A 21,039-nucleotide genomic window follows, 5' to 3' on the forward strand; every position below is an offset into this window, starting at 1 on the left:
GAAGACAGCCGCGACAAGGTCGAGGCAATGACCAAGGCGCTGCTCGAATGGGAAACCATCGATGCGGACCAGATCAGCGACATCATGGCGGATCGTCCGCCGCGTCCGCCGAAGAACATGCCGCCGCCGTCCGGCGACACGCCTCCGGGCGGCAGCAGCGGCACCGAGGTCAAGCCGGGCAACGCGCCCGCCACGGCCTGAGTTAGCTGCGTCCGTTCATGGGCCGGTGTGCATAGCACGCCGGCCCATTTTCCATTTACGGCTGCGTTTTAATGAGATGCTGAACGTCGCGCTCGCTAGCACCGATCCGCTTTGCACGCGGCCCGCATCAGACGTTTCTCCGCCGCTCCCGCGAATTACTTCCTTCGTCCGACTCGCTTGACCACTCCGACCTCATCCTCGTCTTCAGCAGCGCCGCTCCAGTGCGGGCGCTTCACGCTGACCTTCGAACGGCCGCTCATCATGGGCATCCTCAACGTCACGCCGGATTCGTTCTCGGACGGCGGCCGCTTCATTTCGCGCGACGCCGCCCTTGCGCGTGCCGAGCAGATGATCGCCGATGGCGCCGACATGATCGATATCGGCGGCGAATCCACACGTCCCGGTGCGCCGCCCGTCCCGCTCGATGAAGAACTGGCGCGTGTCGTGCCGATCGTCGAAGCTTTGCGTGACGTCCAGGTGCCGCTTTCCGTCGATACGTACAAGCCGGCGGTGATGCAAGCCGTGCTCGATGCCGGCGCGGACATGATCAACGACATCTGGGGCTTTCGTCGGGAAGGCGCGCTCGACGCCGTAAAGGGCAGCAATTGCGGCTTATGCGTGATGCACATGCTCGGCGAGCCGCGCACCATGCAACTGCACGACCCGATTTACGCGGATGTCGTCGCCGAGATACGCGCGTTTTTCGCGGAGCGTGTCGCCGCGCTCACGCAGGCGGGTATCCCAGCCGCGCGCATCAGTCTCGATCCGGGCTATGGCTTCGGAAAGACGGTCGAGCATAATTACCAGTTACTCGCGCGTCTCGCCGCGACCCAGCCCGCGGGGGCGAATTTCCCGTTGCTCGCGGGCATGTCGCGCAAGTCGATGCTCGGCGCCATCACCGGACGCAACGCGGGCGAGCGGCTCGCGGCGAGCGTCGCCGCCGCGGTCTGCGCGGCGGAACGCGGCGCGGCGATCATCCGCGTGCACGATGTCGCCGAAACGGTCGATGCGCTGAAGGTCTGGCAAGCCACAAAACAAGCAGACGTTAATCGGCATCATTGAGCCTTGGCGCCATTAGGGATGCTCCCCGGCGCAGGCGCGCGCCAATATAAATCATCAACACTATGTCGCGGGTCGATACCCGCAGCCGTATGTCCCGCGAGGAGGGCAAGCAATAATGGCACGTCAATATTTTGGAACGGACGGGATCCGTGGGCGCGTGGGTGTCGCGCCGATCACGCCGGACTTCGTACTCAGGCTCGGATACGCTGCGGGCAAGGTGCTCGCGGGCGCGGACCGCGCGATGCAGAAAAAGGGTAATCGTCCGACGGTGCTCATCGGCAAGGACACGCGCGTGTCCGGCTACATGCTGGAAGCGGCGCTGGAATCGGGCTTCTCGGCGGCGGGCGTCGACGTGATGCTGGCCGGCCCGATGCCGACGCCGGGCGTCGCGTATCTGACGCGCGCGCTGCGGCTGTCGGCGGGCGTGGTGATCAGCGCTTCGCACAATCCGTACGACGACAACGGCATCAAATTCTTTTCGGCTGACGGCAACAAGCTGCCCGACGAAATCGAGCTCGAAATCGAGCGCCAGCTCGAGCAGCCGATGGAATGCGCGCCGTCCGAGCGGCTCGGCAAGGCGCGGCGCCTGGACGATGCGGGCGGCCGCTACATCGAGTTCTGCAAGAGCACGTTCCCTGCGAACTTCGATCTGCGCGGGCTGAAGCTCGTGATCGATTGCGCGCACGGCGCCGCGTACGACGTCGCGCCGCACGTGTTTCATGAGCTCGGCGCGGAAGTCGTGTCGATCGGTGTGTCGCCGAACGGTTTCAACATCAACGACGGCGTCGGCGCGACCGCCCCTGATGCGCTCGTGCGCGCCGTGCTGGAACACAAGGCGGATATCGGCATCGCGCTCGACGGTGACGCGGACCGCCTGCAGATCGTCGATTCGACGGGCCGACTCTATAACGGCGACGAGCTGCTCTACGTGCTGGTGAAGGATCGCATCGCGACCGACGGCAAGGTGGATGGCGCGGTCGGCACGCTGATGACCAACATGGCCGTCGAAGTGGCGTTGAAAGAGGTGGGCGTGCGCTTCGTGCGCGCGGCCGTCGGCGATCGCTACGTACTTGAAAAGCTGCGCGAGAACGGCTGGCAACTGGGCGCGGAGGGCTCAGGTCACATTCTGTCGCTAGACCGTCATTCGACCGGCGACGGCATCGTCTCGGCGCTCCTGGTGCTTGCGGCGATCCAGCGCAGCGGCAAGTCGCTCGCCGAACTGCTCGAAGGCGTGAGCCTCTTCCCGCAGAAGCTGATCAATGTCCGAATGAACGCGGGCGCGGACTGGAAGGCCAGCGACGCGATTCGTCGTGCCGTGGAGCAAGCCGAGCGTTCCCTCCAATCGCGCGGCCGGGTCTTGATTCGCGCGTCGGGAACTGAACCGGTCCTTCGCGTGATGGTGGAAGCGTCGGCGCAACAAGATGCGGTTCGGTACGCGGAAACGATTGCGCAAGTCGTGAAAGAGGCGACTTCGTAGGCGTTTACTGAATTTCATCGTCTTTCGCGAAAAGCGGGCCTCGGCCCGCTTTTTTATTTGCATCGGGCGCTTGACGAATGGGATGTGATCAAACTTTCAGCACGTAAGAAAACTGACATGTTTGCTTCACGATTAGTCATATTACTGTCACGGACACCTCCTATATTTCGCGTGTCGTTTCACACGCACACGACACACGCTCACAACCCTGGAGGTTAAGAATGAAATTGATGCAAACCGCGCTGGCCGGCCTGATTGGTGCAGTGTTCGCCATCTCCGCTCAAGCAGCCGATATCACCGGCGCGGGTAGTACCTTCGCAGCCCCGATCTACACCAAGTGGGCAGACGCCTACCAGAAAAGCGGCGGCGGCAAGGTCAACTACCAGGGCATCGGCTCGTCGGGCGGCATCAAGCAGATCATCGCGAAGACCGTGGATTTCGCGGGCTCCGACGCTCCGCTGAAAGACGACGCACTCGCGAAGGACGGCCTGTTCCAGTTCCCGACGGTGGTCGGCGGCGTGGTGCCGGTGATCAACGTGCCGGGCGTGAAGGCGGGTGAAGTGACGCTGTCGGGCCAGGTGCTCGGCGACATCTACCTCGGCAAGATCAAGAAGTGGAACGACCCGGCGATCGCCGCGCTGAACCCGAAGGTCAAGCTGCCGGATACCGACATCGCCGTGGTGCGCCGCGCTGACGGCTCGGGCACGAGCTTCATCTGGACGAACTACCTGTCGAAGGTGAACACCGAGTGGAAGTCGAAGGTCGGCGAAGGCTCGACCGTGAACTGGCCGACGGGCACGGGCGGCAAGGGCAACGACGGCGTCGCGGCATTCGTGCAGCGTCTGCCGGGCGCGATCGGCTACGTGGAGTGGGCGTACGCGAAGCAGAACAAGATGACCTACGTCGGCATGAAGAACTCGGCTGGCACGGTCGTCGAGCCGAAGACCGACACGTTCAAGGCCGCCGCAGCGGGCGCGGACTGGTCGAAGTCGTTCTATCAGATCCTGACGGACGAGCCGGGCCAGAACGCATGGCCGATCGTCGGCGCGACCTTCGTCCTGCTGCACGCGACGCAAGAAAAGCCGCAGCAGGGCACGGAAACGCTGAAGTTCTTCGACTGGGCGTTCAAGAACGGCAACCAAGCTGCAAACGATCTCGACTACATCTCGCTGCCGGATTCGGTCGTTGCCGAAATCAAGACGCAATGGAAGGCGAAGGTCAAGGACGCTGCGGGCAAGTCGGTTGCTGAATAAGCGCAAAGAGCAGTCGTTTGAAACTGTCCTAAGCTGTTGATTCGAAGGACAGCAACGCAGTAAAGAAAGCCGCGCGGCGAGCCAGGGCTCGCCGCGCGGTCTGACACGTAGCGAAACCAAGGCTCCCATGTCGGACATCAATCTCTCGTCGGCGGTGCCGGCGGCGCATACCCAGCGCGCGCCAAGCCGTCTCGGCGACATCATTTTCGGCGGCGTGACGCGGCTTGCGGCCGTCGTCACGCTGCTTCTGCTTGGCGGCATCATCGTTTCGCTGCTCGTCGCGTCGATGCCGACCATCCAGAAATTCGGGCTCTCGTTCCTCTGGCGCGCGGAATGGGATCCACCCAGCGAAAGCTTCGGCGCGCTCGTGCCCATCTACGGCACCATCGCGACGTCGATCATCGCGCTCATCATCGCGGTTCCGGTGAGCTTCGGCATCGCGCTCTTTCTGACCGAGCTTTCGCCTGCCTGGCTGCGCCGTCCGCTCGGCGTCGCAATCGAGCTGCTCGCGGCGATTCCGTCGATCGTGTACGGCATGTGGGGTCTGCTCGTGTTCGCGCCGATCTTCGCCGAATACTTCGAAAAGCCGCTTGGCCATCTGCTCGGCGACGTGCCCGTCATCGGCATGTTCTTTCAGGGCGCGCCGATCGGCATCGGCATCCTGTGCGCCGGCGTGATTCTCGCGATCATGATCATTCCGTACATCGCATCCGTGATGCGCGACGTGTTCGAAGTCACGCCCGTGCTGCTGAAGGAATCGGCGTACGGCATCGGCTGCACGACGTGGGAAGTGATGTGGAAGATCGTGCTGCCCTATACGCGCGCCGGTGTCATCGGCGGCGTCATGCTCGGCCTCGGCCGCGCGCTCGGCGAGACGATGGCGGTCACCTTCGTCATCGGCAACACGAACCTGCTCGACAATGTCTCGCTGTTCTCGCCCGGCAACAGCATCACGTCGGCGCTCGCGAACGAATTCGCGGAAGCGAGCCCGGGCCTGCACACGTCGGCGCTGATGGAACTCGGTCTCATTCTGTTCGTGATCACGTTCTTCGTGCTCGCGATTTCGAAGATCATGCTGATTCGCATGGAACGCGGGGAGGGCCGTAAATAATGAGCCGTCCCGCCACCTTCAATCAGGACCCGGATCGCGTGCAGGCTACGCGTGAGAAGCTGCAAAGCCGCCGCCGCGGCACCAATGCGATCGCGCTCACGCTTTCGCTCGCCGCGATGGCGTTCGGCCTTCTCTGGCTCGTGTGGATTCTCTTCACGACGCTGAAGCTCGGCATCGGCGGTCTGTCGGTCGAGCTGTTCACGCAGTCGACGCCGCCGCCGAACACCGATGGCGGTGGTCTCGCCAACGCGATCGTCGGCTCGCTGATGCTCGTCGTGCTCGCGACGTTCGTCGGCACGCCGCTCGGCATTCTCGCGGGCGTGTATCTCGCCGAATACGGCCAGAAGCGCTGGCTCGCGAACATCACGCGCTTCATCAACGACATTCTGCTGTCGGCGCCTTCGATCGTCGTCGGTCTGTTCGTGTATGCGCTGGTCGTCGCGAAGATGGGCCGCTTCTCCGGCTGGGCCGGCGTGATCGCGCTGGCGCTGCTGCAGATTCCGATCGTGATCCGCACGACCGAGAACATGCTGAAGCTCGTGCCCAATGCGCTGCGTGAAGCCGCGTTCGCGCTCGGCACGCCGAAGTGGAAGATGGTGATGTCGATCACGCTGAAGGCATCGATCGGCGGCATCGTCACAGGCGTGTTGCTGGCCGTCGCGCGGATCGCCGGTGAAACCGCGCCGCTCTTGTTCACGGCGCTGTCGAATCAATTTTTCTCGTGGGACATGAATCAGCCGGTGGCAAACCTGCCGGTGACGATCTACAAGTTCGCGATGAGTCCGTTCCCGCAGTGGCAATCGCTCGCGTGGGCCGGTGTGTTCCTGATTACGCTCGGCGTGCTGGGTCTGAATATCCTGGCGCGCGCGATCTTCTCGAAGAAATAAGGGCTGAGTGATTCCATGAATACGGTCGATAGTGGTGTCAAGCACCTGAATTCGAAGACTGCCGATGACAAGCCGGTCGAACGCGGTCCGGTTCCGGGCAGCGTGCGCCCGACGCACGGCTCGCAGCCAGCGGATTCCATCAAGCCGAAGATCGAGGTGAAGAACCTCAACTTCTTCTACAACAAGTATCACGCGCTGAAGAACATCAACCTGCGCATTCCCGAGAAGAAGGTCACGGCCTTCATCGGTCCGTCGGGTTGCGGCAAGTCGACGCTTCTGCGCACCTTCAACAAGATGTACGCGCTCTATCCGGAGCAGCGCGGCGAAGGCGAAATCCTGATGGATGGCGTCAACTTGCTCGACACCACGAAGGACATTTCGCTGCTGCGCGCGCGTGTCGGGATGGTGTTCCAGAAGCCGACGCCGTTCCCGATGTCGATCTACGACAACATCGCGTTCGGCGTGAAGATGTTCGAGCAGCTGTCGCGCTCGGAAATGGACGACCGCGTCGAATGGGCGCTCACGAAGGCCGCGCTCTGGACCGAAGTGAAGGACAAGCTGCAGCAGAGCGGCTACGGTCTGTCGGGCGGCCAGCAGCAGCGTTTGTGCATTGCGCGCGGCATCGCGATTCGTCCGGAAGTGTTGTTGCTCGACGAGCCGTGCTCGGCGCTCGACCCGATTTCGACGGGCCGCATCGAAGAGCTGATCGCCGAATTGAAGAGCGATTACACGGTCGTGATCGTCACGCATAACATGCAGCAGGCGGCGCGCTGTTCGGACTACACTGCCTATATGTACCTCGGTGAATTGATCGAATTCGGCGATACCGAAAAGATCTTCATCAAGCCGGCCCGCAAGGAAACGGAAGACTACATTACGGGCCGCTTCGGCTGATTTGTCAGCCAGGTGAAACAGAAAGGCTTAAGGAGCATATATGTCCGATAAACATCTTTCGAGCCAGTTCGACGCCGACCTCAACGCGGTGTCGTCGAAAGTGCTGGAAATGGGCGGTCTGGTCGAGTCGCAGATCATCTCTGCGATGCAGGCGTTGAACGAGTTCGACATCGGCATCGCGGATCAGGTGATCGCGGCCGAAGTGCGGCTGAACACGATGGAAGTCGAGATCGACGAGGAGTGCAGCAACATCATCGCGCGCCGTCAGCCGGCCGCGCGCGATCTGCGTTTGCTCATGGCGATCTCGAAGACGATCACGAATCTCGAACGCGCCGGCGACGAAGCCGAGAAAATCGCGAAGCGCGTGAAGCGCATCAACGAAGATGGCGCGGGCCGCACGGTGAACATCGCCGAGATCAAGCTGTCGGGCGAGATGGCGGTGTCGATCCTGCGCCGCGCGCTCGACGCGTTCGCGCGTCTCGACACGGTCGCCGCAGCTCAAATCGTGCGCGACGACAAGGCCATCGACGATGAATTCCGCGCTTTCGTGCGCAAGCTCGTGACGTACATGATGGAAGATCCGCGCACCATTTCGGCGGGCCTCGACTATCTGTTCATCGCGAAGGCGGTGGAGCGCATCGGCGATCACGCGAAGAACATCGCCGAATTCATCATCTATATCGTGAAGGGCACGGACGTGCGTCACATCTCGCGCGACCAGCTCGAGCGCGAGGCGCTCAGTTGATTTATTTCGGCCGAGCGCAATCGTTTTAACTTCAAGCAAAAGGTCAAGAGGTGCCGATGCCCAGCAGTATCCTCGTCGTCGAAGACGAACCCGCGATCTCCGAACTGATTTCGGTGAATCTTCAGCATGCGGGACATTGCCCCATTCGCGCTTATAACGCGGAACAGGCGCAAAACCTGATCAGCGACGTGTTGCCCGATCTCGTGCTGCTCGACTGGATGTTGCCGGGCAAGTCGGGCATCGCGTTCGCGCGCGAGTTGCGCAACAACGAGCGCACGAAGCATATCCCGATCATCATGCTGACGGCGCGCGGCGACGAGCAGGACAAGGTGCTCGGCCTCGAGATCGGCGCGGACGATTACGTCACGAAGCCTTTTTCGCCGAAGGAACTGATGGCGCGCATCAAGGCGGTTCTGCGCCGCCGCGCACCGCAGCTGACGGAAGACGTGGTCGCGATCAACGGCCTGCGTCTCGATCCGGCGACGCATCGCGTGGCGGCGAGTCATTCGGGCAACGACATCAAACTCGATCTCGGTCCGACCGAATTCCGCCTGCTCCATTTCTTCATGACGCATCCGGAGCGCGTGCATAGCCGCACGCAATTGTTGGATCAGGTGTGGGGCGATCACGTGTTCGTCGAGGAGCGCACGGTCGATGTGCATATCAAGCGCCTGCGCGCCGCGCTCAAGCCGGCGGGCTGCGATGCTATGATCGAAACGGTGCGCGGCAGCGGATACCGGCTTGCAAAGAGCGCCTGAGTTCTGCTGCTAAAGTTATCCGCTTTAATTTGCCGCATCAACGTCACTCAGACTCACCGACAACATGAACATCATCTGGACGCGCGCCATCGTGTCCCTCGCGCTGCTCGCCGCGCTTAGCGCTGCGATCGGCGCATTCGCGGGCGTGCGCGTGGCGCTCGCTTTCGCGGTGCTCATGCTCGTCGTGCAGGGCTTCTTCGTCACGTATCACATGCAGCGCCTGTGGCGTCTGCTCGAAGCGCCGGTCTACGGCGAGGTGCCGAGCGCACTCGGCATCTGGGGCGAAATCTATTACCGTCTGCACAAGCTCGCGAAGCGCTGGCACGCGCAGGTGCGTCAGGTCGAGCAACAGCATGCGCGCTTCATTCAGGCGATCCAGGCCTCGCCGAACGGTGTCGCGATGCTCGACGATCACGATCAGATCGAATGGTGCAATGCCATCGCCGAGAAGCATTTCGGGCTGGACGCGAAGCGCGACTTGCGACAGCACATCACGCATCTCGTGCGCAATCCCGATTTCGTTCGTTACCTGAACGCACACCATTACGAAGAGATGCTCGTGATGCGCGGCATGGGCATGCATCGCAAATACACGGTCGCGGTGCAGGTGTTTCCGTACGGCGAGAATCGCAAGCTGCTGCTCACGCAGGACATCACCGAGCTGGAGCGCACGGATTCTATGCGTCGCGATTTCGTCGCCAATGTCTCGCATGAGTTGAAGACGCCGCTCACGGTGCTCTCCGGTTTTCTCGAAACGATGCGTGAACTGCCGCTCGACGAAGCCGACCGCATGCGTTATCTCGACATGATGGAGCAGCAGGCGTCGCGCATGCAGAACATCGTGCGCGATCTGCTCGTGCTCGCCAATCTCGAAGGTGATATGCGTCCGCCGGGCGACGAGTTGCTCGACATGCGCGCGGTGATGCGTCATCTGGAAGACGATGCCAATAGTCTTTCTAGCGGGCGGCATCGGATTTCATTTCATAGCGACGATGCGTTGACCATCGCGGGCGCGGAGACTGAAGTGATGAGCGCGCTCGGCAACCTCGTCACGAATGCGGTGCGTTATACGCCGGATGGCGGGGCGATCGAAGTCTCATGGCAGCGCATGAAGGATCGCGCGGTGTTCACGGTGCGGGATAGTGGGCTTGGGATTCCTGCGGAGCATATTCCGCGGTTGACGGAGCGGTTTTATCGCGTGGATCGGAGTCGGTCGCGGGATACCGGTGGCACCGGGTTGGGGTTGGCTATCGTCAAGCATGTGTTGCAGCGGCATAACGCCGAGCTCGATGTCAAGAGTGAAGTGGGGAGGGGGAGCACGTTCATCGTGAGGTTTCCCGCTTCGCGGACGGCTTTGAGGAAGTCGTTGGCGGCTTGAATGGGTTTTTGCTTTTTTGTTTCTTGCTTTCGCTTTCGGCTGATCCCGTATTCGCGTTGGTTTATTAGCGTTGCCCCTCCCCGGGGCGGGGGTAACTTTCTTTGCTGCTGCAAAGAAAGTCACCAAAGAAAGCAGCTTTCCCCAGCCTAAGCACTTCACACCGGCCGCGGCACAGGCGATTGGCTGAATGGCCCCCGGAGTAGCGAGTGCCCTCACAAAACTCGCGCGGCTTGGATCGCGCACGGTCTGCTTCATCGCGCCGCTTAACGAACTGGTTCAGCCCCTCGCAAGCTCCGGCCCGCTTCGCGGCCGACGGGAAGAGCGGGTCTGCGCGTGTTTCCTTCCTAACGTCTTCTTCTCACTGCAAGTACCTGCCTACCGTTGGTTTCCCTTGCATACCCGGCGGCAGCGCGTAGCGCTGTGCCGAAGCTATTTCGTGCTGAACCAGTGTTCTTGAAGTTATGGCTTGTCAGACCGTGCGCGGTCCACGCCCGACGAGACCTACGAGAGCACTCGCTACTCTGGGTTCCATTAGGTCAATCGCCTGTGCCGCGGCCGGCATGAAGTGCTTAGGCTGGGGATAGCTGTTTCTTTGGTTACTTTCTTTGCAGCAGCAAAGAAAGTGACTGCCGCCCCGCATAGGGGCAACGCAAATAGACCAACGCGAATTTGGGATCCGGCGACAAAAGCAAAGCCAAGAGCGAACCCAAAAGCTCCGCTAGAAAAAATCAAGAACAAAACTTCGCCAACAACCCCAACTGCGCATTGCGAATAGCCTTCCCCGGCCGCCGCTTCCGATAATGCCCATCGCTCTGCATGACCCAGGCCGACTGATTATCGCCAAGACAAACCGACAAGCCTTCAGCAATAACGCGCCGCTTCAACCGCCGATCGCGAATCGGAAACGCCACCTCCACACGTCGGAAGAAATTGCGATCCATCCAGTCAGCACTGGAAAGAAACACATCTTCCTTGCCATTCGCATAGAAATAAAAGATCCGATGATGCTCGAGAAACCGCCCGACGATCGACCGAACCGTGATGTTCTCCGAAAGATCTTCGACACCAGGCTTCAGCGAGCAAACCCCCCGCACGATCAGATCGATCTTCACGCCCGCATGCGACGCCTCGTAAAGCGCCGCAATGACAGTAGGCTCCAGCAAGGCATTCATCTTCGCGACGATCCGCGCCCGCCGTCCCGCGCGCGCATGCTCGGCTTCGGCACGTATGGCATCGATCAGCTTCGCGTGCAGCGTGAACGGCGACTGCCACAGCTGATTCAAAGGAATCTCGCCACCGATTCCGGTGAGCTGCTGAAAGACGTGATGCACGTCCTCGCACATTTCCTGATCCGCGGTCAGCAAGCCGAAGTCGGTATAAAGACGCGCCGTGCGCGGATGATAATTGCCCGTGCCCAGATGCGCATAACGCTTCAGCACGAGCTTGCCGCCCAGCGATACGCGCCGCACGATCAGCATCATCTTCGCGTGACACTTATGGCCGACGACGCCATACACCACATGCGCACCCACAGCTTCGAGCTGCGACGCCCAGTTGATGTTCGTTTCCTCATCGAAGCGCGCGAGCAGCTCCACGACGACCGTCACTTCCTTGCCGTTGCGCGCGGCCTGCATGAGCGCGTCCATCAGCGGCGAATCGGTGCCCGTGCGATAGATCGTCTGCTTGATCGCGACGACCTGCGGGTCCTTCGCCGCCTGAAGCAGCAGTTCCAGCACCGGTTGAAAACTCTCGTACGGATGATGCAGCAGGATATCGCCCTGATCGATCGCATCGAAAAGATTCGACGTATTCGCGATCGCCTTCGGCACCGACGGGATATGCGGCACGAACTTGAGATCCGGCCGGTCCACCATCTCGGGCAATTGCATCAGGCGCACGAGATTCACCGGCCCGTCCACGCGATAGACATCGCGCTCGCTCAACTGGCCTTCATCGAGGAGACGGCGCACGAGATGCGGCGGCGTTTCCGCCGACACTTCGAGACGCACCGCATTGCCCAGATGCCGCGCGGGCAATTCGCCCTGTAGCGCGACGCGCAGATTCGTGATCTCGTCTTCATCGACGAAAAGCTCGCTGTTACGCGTGATGCGGAACTGGTTGCAACTGCGCATGATGAGGTTCGGGAACAGTTCGTTCACGAAGTGCTGCATGAAAGAGCTCAGCAGCACGAAGCCATGCGGATAACCCGACAGCGCCTCGGGCATGCGCACGAGGCGCGGCAGGGCGCGCGGCGCCTGCACGATGCCCATCATCGCCTGGCGGCCGAAAGCGTCGGTGCCTTCGAGCTCGACGACGAAGTTCAGGCTCTTGTTCAACACGCGCGGAAAGGGATGCGCGGGATCGAGCCCGATCGGCGTGAGCACCGGCAAAAGCTCGTTGTAGAAATAGTCGCGCGCCCACGCGGTCTGCTGCTCGGTCCAGTCTTCCGCACCGTGAAAGTAGATGCCTTCCATTTCGAGCGCGGGCAGCACGATGTCGTGAAGCATCGAATATTGCTGACGCACGAGGCGCTGCGCCCGCTCGGAGACGAGGTCGTAGACGTGTTGCAGCGACATGCCATCCGGCGACAACGAACCGGGATTGTCGCGCATCTGCTCTTGCAGACCCGCCATACGGACTTCGAAGAATTCGTCGAGGTTGCTGCTCGTGATGCAGATGAATCGCAGGCGTTCCAACAGCGGCACCGTCGTGTCGGCGGCTTGCGCGAGGACGCGCTCGTTGAAACCTAGTATGCCCAGTTCGCGATTGAATAACGGATAGCGTATGGACATCGGGGGGCGGGAAGGTGTCTCGAGCAGATGGGCAAGAAAACTCTCGGATGATCTCACAGTATGATGTGCTTTTTATGACAGAACAATTTTCACAAATTCTACTCACTATGAGGATAGCGTCGCTAGCGCGAATGCGCGATTCCTCAACGGGCTGTAAGCGGGCTGCTTACGAGTTCCAACGGGCGCGCGCCGCATCGGCATAGAATAGAATTCGTGCGCTGCAACAGCGCCGCTGTGACAGTGCCGTTCCCCACTTCACGATTTCCGGATCTCTCCGATGGTCACACATCCCCATCTTCTTGCCGCGGTCGACCTCGGATCGAACAGCTTCCGACTGATCGTCGGCCGGGTCGAGGAAACGCCCGCCGGCAGCCAGATCTATCAGGTCGACGCGCTGCGCGAGCCCGTGCGGCTCGGCGGCGGACTGTCGAAGGACAAGATGCTCGACCGCGCATCGCAAGTGCGCGGCTGGGATGCGCTCAAGCGCTTCGGCGAACGTCTGCGCGATTTTCATCCCGATCAGGTGCGCGCCGTCGCCACCAATACGCTGCGCGTCGCGAAGAACGCGCACGACTTTCTCATCGAGGCGGAAGCCGCGCTCGGCTTTCCGATCGAAGTCATCGCGGGGCGCGAGGAAGCGCGCCTCATCTACGCGGGCGCCGCGCATTCGGTGCCGGCGAGCGCGGGCAAGCGGCTCGTCGTCGATATCGGCGGCGGCTCGACCGAGTTCATCATCGGCTCCCATTACACGCCGATTCACATGGAGAGCCTCTACATCGGCTGCGTGAGCCACAGCCTCCAGTTCTTCCCGGCGGGCAATGTCGACGAATACACGATGCGTCAGGCCGAACTCGCGGCCAAGCGTGAAATCCAGATCATCTCGCGCGAATACAAGCAGACCGGCTGGGATCAGGCGATCGGTTCCTCGGGCACGGCGCGCGCGCTCGCGGAGCTGATCGAGGCGAACGGCTTCAACGATCCCGATGTCACGCACGGCATCTCGCGCGTCGGTCTGGAGCGGCTCAAGCGCGCGCTCATCAAGGCCGAGAACGTGAACCGGCTGAAGCTCGTCGCGCTCAAGCCCGATCGCGTGCCGGTGCTCGCGGGCGGTTTGTCGATCATGCTCGGCGTGTTCGAGGAACTGGGCGTCGAATACGCCGATACCACCGACGCCGCCTTGCGCCTCGGCGTGCTGTACGACCTGCTCGGGCGCTCGCAGCATCAGGACATGCGCACGGTGACGGTCGAAGGCTTCAAGCGCCGCTATGGCGTGGATTCCGCGCAGGCCGAGCGCATCGGTGAACTGGCGATCAGCTTCTACGATCAACTCGGCGAGCCGGACGAAGACCTGCGCGAAGAAAATCGCATGTTTCTCGCCTGGGCGGCGTCGCTGCACGAGATCGGCCTGTCGATCGCGCACAGCGCCTATCACAAGCACTCCGCGTATATCGCGAGCAACGCCGACATGCCCGGATTCTCGCGCACCGATCAGGCACGGCTCGCGGCGCTCGTGCTCGGACATGCGGGCAAGCTCGGCAAGATCGCGCAGGCTCGCGACATCGACTGGACGCTGCTTTTTTGTCTGCGGCTCGCGGCGCTCCTGTCGCGCCGGCGCACGGATGTCGGGCTGCCGGGCATCGAGGTGAGAAGGGCGGGCAGCGGGGCGGGCAGCGGCTTCGACGTGCATCTGCCGAGCGAATGGGTGACCAACAATCCGCTCACCGATTACAGCCTCGTTCAGGAAGCGATGGAATGGGAGAAGATCGGGCGGCCGTATCGCGTGGTCTATACGGGCGATTGACGCCGCAAGAGAACAGAAGAAAAAGGCCCCGAGGGGCCTTTTTCGCATCCGGGGTACTTAGCGGCCCTGCATGTCGCCGATGAAGTGACGCGCGTAGCGCGCGTTGATCTCCGAGAGACGGAAGAGCGTGAGGAAGTCCGCGGTGTTGAAGTCCGGATCCCACGCCGGCGCGCCGCAAATCTTCGCGCCCAGGCGCAAATAACCCTTCACGAGCGGCGGCGGGCTTACGTTCGCGCCGGTGCCGAGTTCCTCGACCGGCAGCGGCGTATGCGGAAAGGCGCGATATTCGGGCGCCGTCAGCGCATCGGCGGGAAGGGACGTATAGAGATTCGCGGCATAGTGCCCGCCGTCGATCATGCCGACGCTCGCGCAGCCGAGCATCGTTTCGTAGCCGTTTTGCATCATGTACGCGGCGAGGCCGCCCCACAGGGACATGATCACCGCGCCGTTGCGATAGTCCGGATGCACGCACGAACGGCCCACTTCGACGAGCTTCGGCCGCAGATGCGTGAGACGCGACACGTCGAACTCGCTCTCCGCGTACAGGCGGCCGATGCGCGCGGCCTGATGCGGCGGCAGCACGCGATACGTGCCAACGACCTGCAGCGTATCGAGATCGCGCACGAGCAGGTGATCGCAATAGGCGTCGAAGGCGTCGACATCGAGGCCCGCGGGACCGGAAAGGCGCGCGCCCATTTCTTCGGAGAACACGCGAAAGCGCAGGCGCTGTGCGTCGCGCAGGGCGTCGTCGTCGCGTGCCCACGCGACTTGCAGGCGCTCGCGGCCCGTATGCGTTTCGGACGTGCGCGGAAGGTGGCGGCGCGAATCGAGCGAGAGCGATGACGCTCCGAGTTGCAGGAAAGGCGTCGGCAAATCTTGCATTGGCGTTCCTCGACAGGACATGTCTGTGGCTTCAAGTCCTCGCCAATGTAGTAACGCGCGATGACGCTCGCATGGCATCGCAATGACGTTTCGATGAAACGACACGGCGCATGAGGCGAGCGTGCGACGCCCGGCCGGCGCTAGAGCAGGTCCGGATTGACCACGGCGCGCAGCACGACCTGGCCGTCGCCGCCGCGCGTGCGTCCCTGGAACCACCAGATACCCGATTTCTTGATCGGCCATTCCGCTTCGTGGCCGGTCATCAGCAGCGCGGCGACGTGGCCGAGCGTCGGCTGATGCCCGATCACGACGACCGTTTCCGCGATGCCGTCGGGCCAGCCCGCCGCATCGAGCACGGACTGCGCACCGTTGCCCGGCGCGAGCTCGTCGGCGACGCGATAACGGTCGCCGAAGGCTTCGGCGGTCTGGATCGTGCGCGTCGCGGGGCTGGCGAGCAACACGGCATCGTCGCCGATGCGCGCTTTCAGCCATTTGGCGATGCCTTGTGCCTGCTTGCGTCCGCGCGGCGTGAGCTGCCGCGCGAGATCGCTCGACGCCTGGTCTTCGGCTTCGGCGTGGCGCCACAGAATGAGATTCATCGAGGTCGTCTCCTGGTGACGAGGTTCACTTGGCTTCACGCAGAAAAATATATGCCTGAGGCCGGCATTGCGGACGCGCGGCCGGCACGTTACAATCCGTGGCTCGACGGAGCGTAGCGCAGCCTGGTAGCGCATCTGATTTGGGATCAGAGGGTCGAAGGTTCGAATCCTTTCGCTCCGACCAATATTCTCAAGGCTTTGCAGGTAGTGCAGTTTGCGGTGTCTAATGCAATGTCTAACGGGTGTCTAATAAATTCAGCGGCCGAGTGGCTCGGCTGGATCTGCTTTCCACCCCAAATAGCCGAACACGAGCGACACGAGAAAGCACAGCACGGCCAGAAAAATAGCCGGCGTCCACCAGATGCCGAGCGGCAAAAGGAAGACGCCGGCCATGCTGCTGTACGCCGACTTCGTGTAACGCTTCATCGCTTTCGCTTTCGCTTCGCGCTCGTTCATGGCCGCATTCCTAAGCTGATTTCGGAACGCGTAGCCTAACATCGGAAACCGGCACGTCGCGCTGCTTCAGATAAATTTGCGTCGTCTTCGTGTCGCTGTGCGCCGCCGCGATCTGCAGCGACTCGATGCTATACCCGGCCCGCTCGGCGTCGGTCAGCGCCTTCGCGCGAATATCCTTCACCGTGTAATCTTCAGCCGTCAGCGCGGCGCGCTCACATGCGCGATCCCACGCCGAGCGCACCGCCGTCGCGCCGTAGGCTTTGCCATTCAGCGCGTGCACGACCGGCGCAGTGCCGATGCGCTGTACGCCGCCGTCGATCTCGACGATGCGCGCGAGCACGGCTTCGATCTCGGGCGTGATGACGATGTCGACGGCGATGCCGCTGCTGTCTTCGGTCTTGCTCGGCAGGAAGTGAATCACGCCAACCGCACGATCAACCTGCGACCACGTCAGTTCGCGAATATCCGTCGAGCGCTGGATCGTCAGATAGCAGAGATCGACGAAGCACTGCATCATCGGACCGGTCGGCACGATCTGCGTGCGCGTCTCGCCGCCGCGCGTGTAGCTGACGGTCAGCATCGCCGCGCGAATCCGCGCGAAGTGATCGTCGGTGATGTATGTCTTGCGCGCTTTCGGCTTCTTCAGCTTTACTTCGCCGCAGGGGTTCGTGTCGCGCCGGCCGTTGTCGACGCACCACTGAAAGAACCCGCTCAGGAATGCGCGCATCACGCGCTGCATCGCGAGCTTGTCGGCGTACTTCACCTTCAGCCAGTTCGTGACGTGCGTCGGCTTCACGTCAGCGACGTTCACGTTTCGGAAACCCTTGCCGGCGTACTCGCCGTACTTCGGCCAGGCTTTCTCTTTGTGCTTGTCTTTGTGCTCGCGCACGTACTGATCGATCAGCGGGCGCATGTCGCCGGTGCCTTCGGGCCGCTCGACTTTCTTGCGCTCGGCCGCGAGGCGCTCGACGAGCGTCGTCTCGCTTTCCGTCAGCGCGCACAGCCGAATCCACCGGCCCGAGATCGGCTCGGACCAATACCAAGCGCCGTGCTTCGGGTACACGCGCGGGTATTTTGCTTTCTTGCGCTCGGCCATGATTAGTCGAAACAGAGTTCAACGGTTGCCGCCGTGTTCGCGGTCAACCCATTCTTGCGCGCGTTCAGCGCTTCGTACGTCTGCCACGTCACGATCAGCCGGCCGTCGGCGCTGCGCACGACGTCAATGCCGAAGTTCAGTTTGAACCATTCGGCTTGCTTCGAGTGGCGACGCTTGCCGGTGATCTGCACCAGCTCGTCTTCAGTCATGAGTTTCACAGCAGCCCCGTCAGTCGCGCAATACCGACGACACACAGCGCGCAGACGCCGGTGCCGAGTCGGATAATGTAGTTGAGGGTTTCGATCGCGTCGGCATCCGCCGCGGTGAGTTCGGGTTTCACGGTCAGCCTCGCGTTGCCATGCACAGCGCGGCATGCTGGCGCAGCGCTTTGTCGTATCCGGTCATCGTGCCTTCCATCAGCACGGCGGGGTAAGGCCTGCCGACGGGCTCGGGCGGCTCGCCGGTGAAGTACACGAACTGCTGGCGCGAACTGTCGCCGTCGACACTTTCACGCTCGCGCTGTACGCGACCGTCACCGCGCATCGCCGGCAGCAGTTTGTACAGCACGGCCGGATAGGTAAGTCCGAGTCGCGCCATCAGTTGCACGATCGACAGGCGCTTACCGCCGTCGAGCACGCGCTCGATGTCTTCGGGTTTGACGAGTGGGTTTTTCATAGCAGCGGCGCCACTTCGTTGATCAGGCGGTCGACGGCTTCCTTCGAGTCGACGCAGCCGTACACGGCGCAGCCGAGTTTGCGAAGGCGTTCGTGCTCGCGTACCTGCGCGTCGCTCGGCGTCTCGCCGGGCTTCTTGACTTCCGCGAACACCATCGTGCCGCCGGGGAAGATCACGAGCCGGTCAGGCACGTTGCGCCGGCCGGGGCTCGTGAACTTGTACGCGCGACCGCCGAGCAGTTCGATGGTCTTGCGCAGGTATTCTTCGACGTCGCGTTCAAGCACGACGCGCCTCGATGTCGAGATTCATCAGGTCGGCGGCGATGCGCTCGGCTTGGCGGCGCAGCTGCGTTTCGCGGCGCACGGTCTCGCGGCGCACCTGGAACACGTAATCGATCTCGCGCTTCAGCTTGCGCAGTTCGCGGTTCAGGAACCAGCGATAGATCGGGCGGCTCGGCTTACGCGATTCGTGCGTAAGGAACAGGCGGCGAAGGGCAGTTTTCATGTGAGGCATCTCCGAACTACAGTGTTAGGTATTGCATGACTGTATCGTAGTATGTTCGGCGATGCCTGACAAGCGCTTTTTAATCCTTTCTGTAGCGTGTCGCCTCAAAGCCACCAGCGGACAAGGGAATACCCTGCGCCCATTCCGGCACGGTTGAGATCAGTTCGGACAGGTGGGCGTCGCTGTACTCGCTGCGGGCCGGGGCTTCGGTCAGCAGTTCATCGTGAATCGACAGCACGATCTCGTACCCGGCGGCTTCGACGCGTGGCATGTTCTCGAACAGCACGTCGCGCGCGACGGCCTGGCACAGGTTTTCGAAGATCTTCCCGCCGTACGTCTTCACGCGCTGCCATTTCCGCGTGTACTGATTGACGCCCATGTAACTGATGCCGCCCGAGTCGTCGACTTGCGGCGCGATGTAGCAAAGCTGCCGGCCGCTCGGCATCTGCACGCGCAGCCATTCGCCGTCGCGGCGCATGATGATCGTGCGCACGCGCACCGTCGTGCTCGGTGAGCAGATCGCCTGAATCGCACCATCTTTCAGTTCGCCCCAAAAGCTCGCGATCTGCGGGTGCGCGCTGCGCCAGCCACGTTTCAGGATCTCGCACGCGACGAACACGTCTTGTTCGAGCCCGAGCGTGCGGCGCTTCTTCGTCACCCAATCCCACATGCCGCGCGACTCGCGCACGATGTCGCCGTCGATCGTGTCGAGCACCTTGAACACGGCCGCGCGCACGTCGTCGAGTTCCATGCGGTACGTCATCGTGAACGTGACGAACGCGCCGACGCCGCCTTCGTACGCCAGCGCGAGTTCCTGCACCTTGCCGAGCTGGCGCTTCTCTTTGTCGACGTCTTCGACGCTCACGCCGAACGACTTCGAATACGCCAGCTTGTACAGGTCAGGCCCGGTGCCGGCGTCGTATTCGCGGAACGCGTCGAGCTTCCACTGCTCGCCGGCGAGGAACGCCGCGACGCGGCCTTCGATGTTCGACAAGTCGGAAACGACCAGCTTCTTGTCTTCCGGCGAGATGATCGAGCCGCGCACGACGTTCGACGTCAAGCCCATCACGTTCTCGAAAACGAGATCGGCGGCGTCATTCTTCAGCGCGTCGATCCCCATCTCGACATAGCGCTGCATGTCGCCGTCACCGAGCTTCTTGATCCCGAGTTCCTGCAGGATCAAGCCGACGTTCGGTCGCGGCATGTTGCCCGGCTGATAGAGCCGGTGCGCGACGCGGCCGGTGCGGTTCGCGCCGAGAAACTGCATCAGCCCGCGCAGCCGGCCGTCGTGCGACACGCCGCGCAGCAGCGTCTTGTACTTCGACGAGCTCGTCATCGTGGCTTCGAGCCGGATCGCCAGCAGCTCGCGCAGCGAGTCGGGCAGATCGGGGTCGTTCATCCGGCGTTCGAGCGTCGACTTTTTCAGATCCGGCAGATCGATGTCGTACTCGGCGAGCAAGTGCTGCAGCAGCTTGTCGCGCTGTGTGGCCTTCGTCACTTCGCCGTCGGTGAGGTCGACCGTGCGCCGCGCGAGATCCTTCTGCGCGACGTCGATCGCGCGCACCGCGGCGCGAGCCAGGTCGACGTCCATCTGCATGCCGCGCTGATTGATCTTCACGTCGAGATGCGAAAGCGCCAATTCCGAACGGTTGTTCGGATAATTCCACTTCGGCATCTTCTTGTGGACGGCGCGCATCGCGCGGATGTCCGACTTGCCGTACTCGATGAACTCGGCCCACTCGGTCGGGTGCGTCAGGCGCGTCGCGCGCGAGCCGTCGCGCTGCGGCTTACAGAAGCGCTGGATCAGCTGCCCGCCGCGCTTGTCTTTCGCCTGGTCCATCGGCAGCTTGAAAATCTGGCAAAGCAGATCGAGCTTGCCGGGCAGGCTATGCGCGTACGCCTGCAGCATCGTGTCGCGCCACTTTTCTAGCGGCATACGCGCGAGCAGTTCGGGCGCCGCGTGGCGCAGCGCCGTGAAGTCGAACATGTTGCCGTTCTGCCACCAGTATTCGTCGGCGTCGTCGATCGCTTCGTCGAGATCGAGCGGCATCGGCTCGCCCGCCGTGCGATCCCATACCTGCACTTCGTCATCGTCGACGGCGTACTGCACGAGCATGATCTCGGCGGCTTCGGCGTAAATGTGCGTCCCGTTGCGCAGCGGCGTCGGGCTGTACGTCTCGGTATCGAGCCAGAGTTTCATGCTTTGGTCTTTGCGGTGTACAACAAGGGCAGACCGCCGCACTCGCAGACCTCAATGTCGTGCGGGGTCAATTTCTTCAGCACAGGTTCGCCGCGCTCGTTGATGTACCCGACAGGGGGAGTGTCGCTCGCGGTCGAAGCGGTCCGCATTTTTTCAAACAGCGCCATGATGTCTTTGCGAGCTTTGAACGAAGCGTCATTCCACGTGTAGCGTTCGGCCTTCGCGTAATCGTCTAGTAATTCGGCTAGTTGTTCGGCGTTGGTCATCA

General features: G+C 62.1%; 22 protein-coding genes, 1 tRNA gene and 1 pseudogene. 12 read left to right on the top strand and 12 right to left on the bottom strand.

The window, feature by feature from the left end; genetic code table 11:
• From AWB74_RS10380 to phoR, 10 genes and pseudogenes are all read left to right on the top strand, one after another.
• Positions 1-201: pseudogene (locus tag AWB74_RS10380) on the top strand (ATP-dependent zinc metalloprotease FtsH); the annotation flags it as partial.
• Between the two features lie 261 nt (positions 202-462).
• Positions 463-1,263, top strand: coding sequence for a dihydropteroate synthase (gene folP, locus AWB74_RS10385; RefSeq protein WP_235024543.1), 801 nt, complete (start codon positions 463-465; stop codon positions 1,261-1,263).
• A 115-nt stretch (positions 1,264-1,378) separates the two neighbouring features.
• The gene (glmM, locus tag AWB74_RS10390) at positions 1,379-2,740 is read left to right on the top strand and encodes a phosphoglucosamine mutase (protein ID WP_061146701.1); all 1,362 of its coding nucleotides are present in this window, start codon (positions 1,379-1,381) and stop codon (positions 2,738-2,740) included.
• Positions 2,741-2,961: 221 nt separating this feature from the next.
• A complete protein-coding gene (gene pstS / locus AWB74_RS10395) occupies positions 2,962-3,993 on the top strand; it encodes a phosphate ABC transporter substrate-binding protein PstS (protein ID WP_061146702.1) in 1,032 nt (343 codons plus the stop codon).
• A 127-nt stretch (positions 3,994-4,120) separates the two neighbouring features.
• Positions 4,121-5,104, top strand: coding sequence for a phosphate ABC transporter permease PstC (gene pstC, locus AWB74_RS10400; RefSeq protein WP_061146703.1), 984 nt, complete (start codon positions 4,121-4,123; stop codon positions 5,102-5,104).
• Complete coding sequence (gene pstA, locus AWB74_RS10405) at positions 5,104-5,991, top strand: phosphate ABC transporter permease PstA (protein WP_061146704.1); 888 nt, start codon at positions 5,104-5,106, stop codon at positions 5,989-5,991. Before pstC ends, pstA begins: the two co-directional genes overlap by 1 nt.
• A gap of 15 nt (positions 5,992-6,006) precedes the next feature.
• Entirely contained in the window at positions 6,007-6,885 is an 879-nt protein-coding gene (gene pstB, locus AWB74_RS10410; protein WP_061146705.1) for a phosphate ABC transporter ATP-binding protein PstB, read from the top strand.
• A gap of 40 nt (positions 6,886-6,925) precedes the next feature.
• Complete coding sequence (gene phoU / locus AWB74_RS10415; protein ID WP_061146706.1) at positions 6,926-7,630, top strand: phosphate signaling complex protein PhoU; 705 nt, start codon at positions 6,926-6,928, stop codon at positions 7,628-7,630.
• A 56-nt stretch (positions 7,631-7,686) separates the two neighbouring features.
• Positions 7,687-8,388 (top strand): phosphate regulon transcriptional regulator PhoB, encoded by a 702-nt coding sequence (gene phoB, locus AWB74_RS10420; RefSeq protein WP_008342029.1) that lies wholly within the window; start codon positions 7,687-7,689, stop codon positions 8,386-8,388.
• 64 nt (positions 8,389-8,452) lie between these two features.
• Positions 8,453-9,766, top strand: a complete 1,314-nt coding sequence (gene phoR / locus AWB74_RS10425) for a phosphate regulon sensor histidine kinase PhoR (protein ID WP_061146707.1) — start codon at positions 8,453-8,455, stop codon at positions 9,764-9,766.
• Positions 9,767-10,494: 728 nt separating this feature from the next.
• Here phoR and ppk1 read toward each other — a convergent pair.
• Positions 10,495-12,558, bottom strand: a complete 2,064-nt coding sequence (gene ppk1 / locus AWB74_RS10430) for a polyphosphate kinase 1 (RefSeq protein WP_061146708.1) — start codon at positions 12,556-12,558, stop codon at positions 10,495-10,497.
• Between the two features lie 277 nt (positions 12,559-12,835).
• Between ppk1 and ppx the strand changes: the two genes are divergently transcribed.
• Complete coding sequence (gene ppx / locus AWB74_RS10435) at positions 12,836-14,359, top strand: exopolyphosphatase (protein WP_096032014.1); 1,524 nt, start codon at positions 12,836-12,838, stop codon at positions 14,357-14,359.
• Positions 14,360-14,416: 57 nt separating this feature from the next.
• On the opposite strand, the gene AWB74_RS10440 is transcribed toward ppx, so the two are convergent.
• Both AWB74_RS10440 and AWB74_RS10445 read right to left on the bottom strand, forming a co-directional pair.
• Positions 14,417-15,241, bottom strand: coding sequence for a GNAT family N-acetyltransferase (locus AWB74_RS10440; protein ID WP_061146710.1), 825 nt, complete (start codon positions 15,239-15,241; stop codon positions 14,417-14,419).
• A 140-nt stretch (positions 15,242-15,381) separates the two neighbouring features.
• Complete coding sequence (locus AWB74_RS10445) at positions 15,382-15,840, bottom strand: SixA phosphatase family protein (RefSeq protein ID WP_061146711.1); 459 nt, start codon at positions 15,838-15,840, stop codon at positions 15,382-15,384.
• Positions 15,841-15,947: 107 nt separating this feature from the next.
• Between AWB74_RS10445 and AWB74_RS10450 the strand changes: the two genes are divergently transcribed.
• Positions 15,948-16,024: transfer RNA gene (locus AWB74_RS10450), tRNA-Pro, on the top strand.
• Positions 16,025-16,095: 71 nt separating this feature from the next.
• Here AWB74_RS10450 and AWB74_RS10455 read toward each other — a convergent pair.
• The 9 genes from AWB74_RS10455 to AWB74_RS10490 form a co-directional block, all read right to left on the bottom strand.
• Positions 16,096-16,296 carry a hypothetical protein gene (locus tag AWB74_RS10455; RefSeq protein ID WP_061146712.1) on the bottom strand — a complete coding sequence of 67 codons (201 nt, stop codon included), beginning with the start codon at positions 16,294-16,296 and terminating at the stop codon, positions 16,096-16,098.
• Positions 16,297-16,306: 10 nt separating this feature from the next.
• The gene (locus AWB74_RS10460) at positions 16,307-17,392 is read right to left on the bottom strand and encodes a tyrosine-type recombinase/integrase (RefSeq protein WP_061146713.1); all 1,086 of its coding nucleotides are present in this window, start codon (positions 17,390-17,392) and stop codon (positions 16,307-16,309) included.
• Positions 17,393-17,394: 2 nt separating this feature from the next.
• Complete coding sequence (locus AWB74_RS10465; protein ID WP_061146714.1) at positions 17,395-17,601, bottom strand: DUF4224 domain-containing protein; 207 nt, start codon at positions 17,599-17,601, stop codon at positions 17,395-17,397.
• Between the two features lie 5 nt (positions 17,602-17,606).
• Entirely contained in the window at positions 17,607-17,732 is a 126-nt protein-coding gene (locus AWB74_RS48190) for a hypothetical protein (protein ID WP_268811188.1), read from the bottom strand.
• Positions 17,733-17,734: 2 nt separating this feature from the next.
• The gene (locus tag AWB74_RS10470; protein ID WP_061146715.1) at positions 17,735-18,067 is read right to left on the bottom strand and encodes a hypothetical protein; all 333 of its coding nucleotides are present in this window, start codon (positions 18,065-18,067) and stop codon (positions 17,735-17,737) included.
• Positions 18,064-18,351: a PDDEXK family nuclease gene (locus AWB74_RS10475; RefSeq protein WP_061146716.1), complete on the bottom strand. Its 288-nt coding sequence runs from the start codon at positions 18,349-18,351 to the stop codon at positions 18,064-18,066. The genes AWB74_RS10470 and AWB74_RS10475 overlap by 4 nt, the downstream gene beginning before the upstream one ends.
• A complete protein-coding gene (locus AWB74_RS10480) occupies positions 18,344-18,571 on the bottom strand; it encodes a hypothetical protein (protein ID WP_061146717.1) in 228 nt (75 codons plus the stop codon). The genes AWB74_RS10475 and AWB74_RS10480 overlap by 8 nt, the downstream gene beginning before the upstream one ends.
• Before the next feature lie 79 nt (positions 18,572-18,650).
• Positions 18,651-20,771 (bottom strand): DNA polymerase family A protein, encoded by a 2,121-nt coding sequence (locus AWB74_RS10485; RefSeq protein ID WP_061146718.1) that lies wholly within the window; start codon positions 20,769-20,771, stop codon positions 18,651-18,653.
• On the bottom strand, positions 20,768-21,037 hold the full coding sequence (locus tag AWB74_RS10490) for a hypothetical protein (protein ID WP_061146719.1): 270 nt from the start codon (positions 21,035-21,037) through the stop codon (positions 20,768-20,770). Before AWB74_RS10490 ends, AWB74_RS10485 begins: the two co-directional genes overlap by 4 nt.
• Positions 21,038-21,039 lie beyond the last annotated feature (2 nt).

The sequence above is a fragment of the Caballeronia arvi genome (assembly GCF_001544695.2).
GTDB lineage: Bacteria > Pseudomonadota > Gammaproteobacteria > Burkholderiales > Burkholderiaceae > Caballeronia > Caballeronia arvi.